The following is a 5,842-nucleotide window of genomic DNA, read 5'->3' as shown; positions in this document are numbered from 1 at the left end:
GGGCACCTATATCCGTGCCTATACCGCGACGACTCGTCCTGTGGCTTCTCCATCGCCGTTCCCGTCGCCGTCCCGCAGGGAACCGTGCCGTTCCGCCCAGCCGGAGAGCGCGGTGTGCACGGCCCGGTCCATATGGCGAAGGCCGGTGAGGTCCAGCTCGACTCCGCGCTCGACTCCGCTCTCCATTCCGCGCTCCGCTCCGCGGCTGACCCGGTCACCGGACCGGTCGCCGTCCCGGTACAGGGCGTCGAGCTCGTCCAGGAGCCGGGGCAGGCGCAGGAAGTTGGCGTTGCCGAGCACCCGTGCCCGTACCCGGCCGTCCCTCGTCGTCGTGGTCTCGATGTGGACGTGGGAGGTTTCCCAGGCCGCCTTCACGATGGCCAGCAGCAAGCCGACGATCACGCCCTCGAAGAGGTTGGTCACGACGATGGCGATGGTGGTCGTCACCAGCACCGCGACCTCGCCGCGGTGGTCCCGCCAGAGCGGGCCCAGCTCGCGGCCCGGCAGGAGCTTCCAGCCCGCGTGGACGAGCACCCCCGCGAGCGCCGCGACCGGGACGAGTTCCAGGGCCCAGGGCAGCAGCGTCGCGAAGACCAGCAGCCATACGCCGTGGAGGACGCGGGATGCCTTCGTCCGGGCGCCCGCGTGCACATTGGCGGAGCTGCGGACGATCACGGCGGTCATGGGCAGGGCTCCGAGCACGCCGCAGACGGTGTTGCCGGCGCCCTGGGCGATGAGTTCCTTGTTGTAGTCCGTGCGCGGTCCGTCGTGGAGCCGGTCGACGGCGGCGGCGCTGAAGAGGGTCTCGGCCGAGGCGATGAGCGCGAAGGCGAGCACCGTTCCCAGGACGCCGAACTCGGTCAAGCGCGCGAAATCGCCACTCCACGGTGGCTGAATGGCGTCGAAGAGCCCACGCACCCGGACCCGGTCGACGGGCAGCCGGAGCAGCCCGACCGCCGTCATGGCGAGCGCGACCGCGGCCAGGGGCGCCGGGACGAGACGCGCGCCCCACTGCCAGCGTGGCCACAGCACCAGAACGGCCACCGTGCCGACGCCGACGGCGAGCGCGGCGAGCGAGTCGGCCGAGGCGAGGGTATCGGTGAGCAGGGTGACCAGCCCGCCGAGCTTCTCGAGCGCTCCGGCCGGCGCGTCCGCGTCGGCGAGCGCGTATAGCTGCCCGGCGATCAGGACGATGCCGATGCCCGCGAGCATGCCCTGCACCACCGCGACCGAGATGGCCCGGAACCAGCGGCCCAGTTTCAGCAGCCCCATCGCCACCTGCAGCAGCCCGGCGGTGAGGACGAGCACGCCGAGCGCCCTGAGCCCGTACTCCCGTACGGCCTCGTAGACCAGCACCGTCAGGCCGGCCGCCGGGCCGCTGACCTGCATGCTGCTGCCCGGCAGCAGGCCCGTGAGCAGGCCGCCGACGATGCCGGTCACGAGGCCCAGCTCCACGGGGACGCCGGACGCGACGGCGATGCCCACCGAGAGCGGCACGGCTATGAGGAAGACGACCAGCGACGCGGCGAAATCGGCCCGGAGGTTGGCGAGAAGGCCAACGCGGTCGACGGTGGTGCGGACACGGCGGAAGAGGGTCTTCTGCATGAGGTTTGCCTCCAGCGCGCTCGAGGCGCGCGCAGCGATGCGATGAGGATCGTTGCCAGACAGGTGGAGTAAGGGGCCGATGGGCAGCGGGGGGCGCTGATGAGCGCACGGCGACAAGTGGCGCCGGCGCCGTCGTCCCTGCGGCGCCGGGCTGTTAATCACTCGACCATATTTTGGCCAAGTCGTGGTGCAGATCGCCGAGTTGATTTGTAACCACGGTGTAAACGCCGTGTCGGGAAAGGGGAGCTACCGCTTCCCCGGGCGCCCCCCGGGCGACCGAGGTGGGAGGATGAAGCGAGCCCAGCGGAACGAAGAGGTGAGCCCCCGTGCAGCAGAGAGTCGCCGTCCTCGGCACCGGAAAGATCGGCGAGGCCCTCCTCAGCGGCATGATCCGCGCGGGCTGGTCCACGGACGACCTGATGTGCACGGCCCGCCGCGCCGACCGCGCCGAGGCGCTCCGCGCCCGCTACGGCGTCGAGGTGGTCAGCAACACCGAGGCCGCCAAGACCGCCGACACCCTGATCCTGGCAGTCAAACCGCAGGACATGAGCACCCTCCTCGAGGAGCTCGCCCCGCACCTGCCCGCCGACCGCCTCGTCATCAGCGCCGCGGCCGGCGTGCCCACCGCCTTCTTCGAGGAGCGGCTGCCGGCCGGCGTCCCCGTCGTCCGCGTCATGCCGAACACCCCCGTCCTCGTCGACGAGGGCATGTCCGTCATCTCCGCGGGCTCCCACGCCACCGAGGACCACCTCCTCCGCGCCGAGGCGATCTTCAAGCCGGTCGGCAAGACGCTCCGCGTCCCCGAGTCGCAGCAGGACGCGGCGACGGCCCTCTCCGGCTCCGGCCCGGCGTACTTCTACTACCTCGTCGAAGCCATGACCGACGCCGGCATCCTCCTCGGCCTCCCCCGGGACAAGGCCCACGACCTGATCGTCCAGGCCGCCATCGGCGCCGCGGTCATGCTCCGCGACAGCGGCGAGCACCCGGTGAAGCTCCGCGAGGCCGTCACCTCGCCCGCCGGTACGACCATCAGCGCGATCCGCGAGCTCGAGAAGCACGGCGTACGCGCCGCCCTGATCGCCGCCCTGGAGGCCGCCCGCGACCGCAGCCGCGAACTGGGCACCGGCCACAGCTGACGCCTCACGGCTGACGGCCCACGGTTGACGCCCCACGGCTAACGGCCCATAGCTGACGAGACCGGCCGGCCCGGGCACTCAGCCCAGCAGCGCCGCCGTGGAGACGACCTTCGCGAAACCGCCCGCGTGCAGATTGGCCGCCGTCGCCCGCGCCAGCTCGGCGGCCGTGAGGACCCGGCCGTCGGGACCGACGGCGTCGAACGTGTGCGTGGCGTCGAGCGGCACGATCACGTCGTAGCCGAGATTGCCGCCCATCCGGGCGGTGGTCTCCACGCACCAGTTCGTCATGATGCCCACGACGACGATCTGCCGTATCCCCGCCGCGTCCAGCCAGCTCCGCAGGTCCGGCGTGCCGATGAAGGCGGAGTTCACGGTCTTCGTGAGCAGCAGCTCCGGACCGGTGCCCCGGCCCCGGCGCTCCTCGACGAAGTCCTGGAAGTCGTTCCCCTCCTGCCCGGGGCGGAGCGGGGAGTCCGCCTTGAGCGAGTCGTGCCGCACGAAGACGACCGGCCGGCCAGCCTCCTGCCAGGCGTCGACGAGCGCGGCGATATTGCCTTCGGCGGCGGGGTTGTCCCGGGGCGGGAAGGACGGATCGTGCCAGGCCTTCTGCACGTCGATGACGATGAGGGCGGCGTTCTTGGCGAGTTCGTTGATCTCCATGTCCATCATCCTTTCGGCGCCGCACAAGGGCCGACAGTGGCAGAAGAGACCCTGTTCGATGGATTAGCGCCACAGGGTGCCGCATCTGGTGCAGCATGACCGTCATGCAGCCAACCGGCACCGCCCAGCGCATCGCGCATCGCCCCGCCCAGCGCATCGCCCTCGTCGCGTTTCCCGGCATACGAGCCTTCGACGTCGCCGTCATCGCCGAGGTCTGGGGCGTCGACCGCACCGGGCGCGGCGCCCCGCACTTCGAACTCCGCCGCTGCGCGCCGGACCGCGCGCCCGTGCGGATGCCCGGCGGCCTCACCCTCGCCCCCGACGAGGCCCTGGACTGGACGGCCACCGCCGATCTCGTCGTCGTCCCCGGCGTCGAAGACCACCTGGCCACCGTCCCCGAGCCCGTCCTGGACGCGCTGCGCGAGGCGCACCGGGCCGGTGTTCCCGTGGCGGCGCTGTGCGGGGGAGCCTTCGTACTCGCCCAGGCCGGGCTCCTCGACGGGCGGCGCGCTGTCACCCACTGGAACCTCACGACTCTGCTGTCCGCCGCCCACCCGGACGTCGAGGTCGTGCCGGACGCCCTCTTCGTCGAGGACGACGGCGTCTGGACGGCGGCGGGCGTCGCCGCCGGGATCGACCTCTGCCTCCACCTGGTCCGTACCGCCCACGGCGCCGAGGCGGCGGCCACCATCGCCCGCTCGATGGTCACCGCCCCCTTCCGCACGGGCACCCAGGCACAGTTCATCGAGCACCCCGCGCCGACGGCCGACGACCGCGAGGCATCGGACACCCTCGCGGCGGTACGCGAACGAGCGCTCCGTCGGCTGTCCGAACCGCTCACCGTCGCCGACCTGGCGCGCTGGGCCGGCATGTCACCGCGCTCCTTCGCCCGCCACTTCACCGCCACCACGGGGACGACCCCCATCCAGTGGCTCCTCGACCAGCGCGTCGCCGCGGCACAGCAGCTCCTCGAACGCACGGACCTACCCATGCCCGAGGTCGCCCGCCGCTGCGGCTTCGGCAGCGAGGTCACCATGCGCCAGCACTTCGCCGCCCGCCTCGCCACCAGCCCGCGCGACTACCGCAGGTCCTTCCGCGCGGTGGGGTGAGACGGCCGCTGTCCGCTGTGCGCCGGGCGGCGGGTGCGCCCGTCACCTCGCGGGAAGCAGGCCGATCGCCTCGTACGCGGCGTCGACCGTCGGCTTGGCGAGCCACCGCGCCCGCTCGGCACCGGCCCGCAGCACCTCGTCGACATACCCGGGGTCCGCGCACAGCTCCGCGTGCCGGTCCCGGATCGGCCGCAGCGTCTCGACGACCGCGTCGGCCGTGTCCTTCTTCAACGCCCCGTACGAGCTGTACCGCGCGGCCAGCTCCGCCGGACCGCCGCCACCATCGCCCGCCGCCTGCGTGCACGCCGCCAGGATCTCCAGCAGATTCGCGACGCCGGGCCGCGCCTCCCGGTCGTGGACGACCTCGCTCCCGCTGTCGGTCACCGCGCGCATGACCTTCCGGCGCACCACGTCCGGCTCGTCGAGCAGATAAACGATGCCGGACGTCTCCCCATGCGACTTCCCCATCTTGGAGGTGGGGTCCTGGAGGTCCATGACCCGTGCCGCCACGGCCGGGAGCACGGCCTTCGGCACCGTGAACGTGTGCCCGTACCGCTGGTTGAACCGCACGGCCAGGTCGCGGGTGAGCTCGACGTGCTGCGCCTGGTCGTCACCCACCGGGACCTCGTCCGCCCCATAGGCGAGGATGTCCGCCGCCATCAGCACGGGATAGGTGAGGAGAGACAGCCGGACGCTGCCTCCCGCGGCCCGTTCCTTCGCGGATTTCTCCTTGTACTGGATCATCCGCCGCATCTCCCCGTCGTTCGCCGTGCACTCGAGGACGTAGGAGAGCCGTGTGTGCTCGTCGACGTGACTCTGTACGAAGAGGGTGCAGAGGGCGGGGTCCAGTCCGGCGGCGAGGAACAGGGTCGCCGCCTGCCGGCTGAGCCGGCGGACGCGCGCCGGGTCGTGGTCGACGGTGAGGGCGTGGAGGTCGACGACGCAGAAGAGGGCGTCCGCCCGGTGCTGGTCGACGGTGACCCACTGGCGCAGGGCCCCGAGGTAGTTGCCGAGGGTGAGGTGGCCGGTGGGCTTGATGCCGCTGAAGATCCGGGTCATGGGTGTCGTGGCTCCTTGGGTCCTGAGAGTCGGGACCACCGCCACGGACAGCAAAAACGGCCGCCGAGGCGGCGGCCGTTGGATGCATGCGCGCTGCGCGCGAGGTCGGGCCGCCGTCAGGCGGCCCACCACAGCTGGGTGCGGGCATGCTTCGTCATGCGGCCGACCGTACGCCCGCCAAACCCACTTGCGCCACTGGTTTGATGATGGTTACAGGCTCGTGTAGAGTCCTTCGAGTTGCCACGGGGTCCGCGAGGACGACGGGGCGGCACT

General features: G+C 71.8%; 5 protein-coding genes. 2 read left to right on the top strand and 3 right to left on the bottom strand.

Annotated features, from left to right (window positions below; all coding sequences use genetic code 11):
* Window positions 1–18: 18 nt before the first annotated feature.
* On the bottom strand, window positions 19–1,605 hold the full coding sequence (locus tag ACX9I7_RS32220; RefSeq protein WP_459389344.1) for a SulP family inorganic anion transporter: 1,587 nt from the start codon (window positions 1,603–1,605) through the stop codon (window positions 19–21).
* A gap of 326 nt (window positions 1,606–1,931) precedes the next feature.
* On the opposite strand from ACX9I7_RS32220, the gene proC reads away from it, so the two are divergent.
* Window positions 1,932–2,741 carry a pyrroline-5-carboxylate reductase gene (gene proC / locus ACX9I7_RS32215; RefSeq protein ID WP_189457458.1) on the top strand — a complete coding sequence of 270 codons (810 nt, stop codon included), beginning with the start codon at window positions 1,932–1,934 and terminating at the stop codon, window positions 2,739–2,741.
* Between the two features lie 78 nt (window positions 2,742–2,819).
* Here proC and ACX9I7_RS32210 read toward each other — a convergent pair whose 3' ends face one another.
* Window positions 2,820–3,401: a cysteine hydrolase family protein gene (locus ACX9I7_RS32210; RefSeq protein WP_459389343.1), complete on the bottom strand. Its 582-nt coding sequence runs from the start codon at window positions 3,399–3,401 to the stop codon at window positions 2,820–2,822.
* 104 nt (window positions 3,402–3,505) lie between these two features.
* Between ACX9I7_RS32210 and ACX9I7_RS32205 the strand changes: the two genes are divergently transcribed.
* On the top strand, window positions 3,506–4,510 hold the full coding sequence (locus ACX9I7_RS32205; RefSeq protein ID WP_387578146.1) for a GlxA family transcriptional regulator: 1,005 nt from the start codon (window positions 3,506–3,508) through the stop codon (window positions 4,508–4,510).
* A 42-nt stretch (window positions 4,511–4,552) separates the two neighbouring features.
* Here the strand turns inward: ACX9I7_RS32205 and trpS are convergent, their stop codons facing one another.
* A complete protein-coding gene (trpS, locus tag ACX9I7_RS32200) occupies window positions 4,553–5,569 on the bottom strand; it encodes a tryptophan--tRNA ligase (protein WP_459389342.1) in 1,017 nt (338 codons plus the stop codon).
* Between the last annotated feature and the right edge of the window lie 273 nt (window positions 5,570–5,842).

Source organism: Streptomyces sp. L500 (assembly GCF_054551825.1).
The sequence above is the reverse complement of the archived record's forward strand: the minus strand, read 5'-3'. Positions and strand labels throughout refer to the sequence as shown.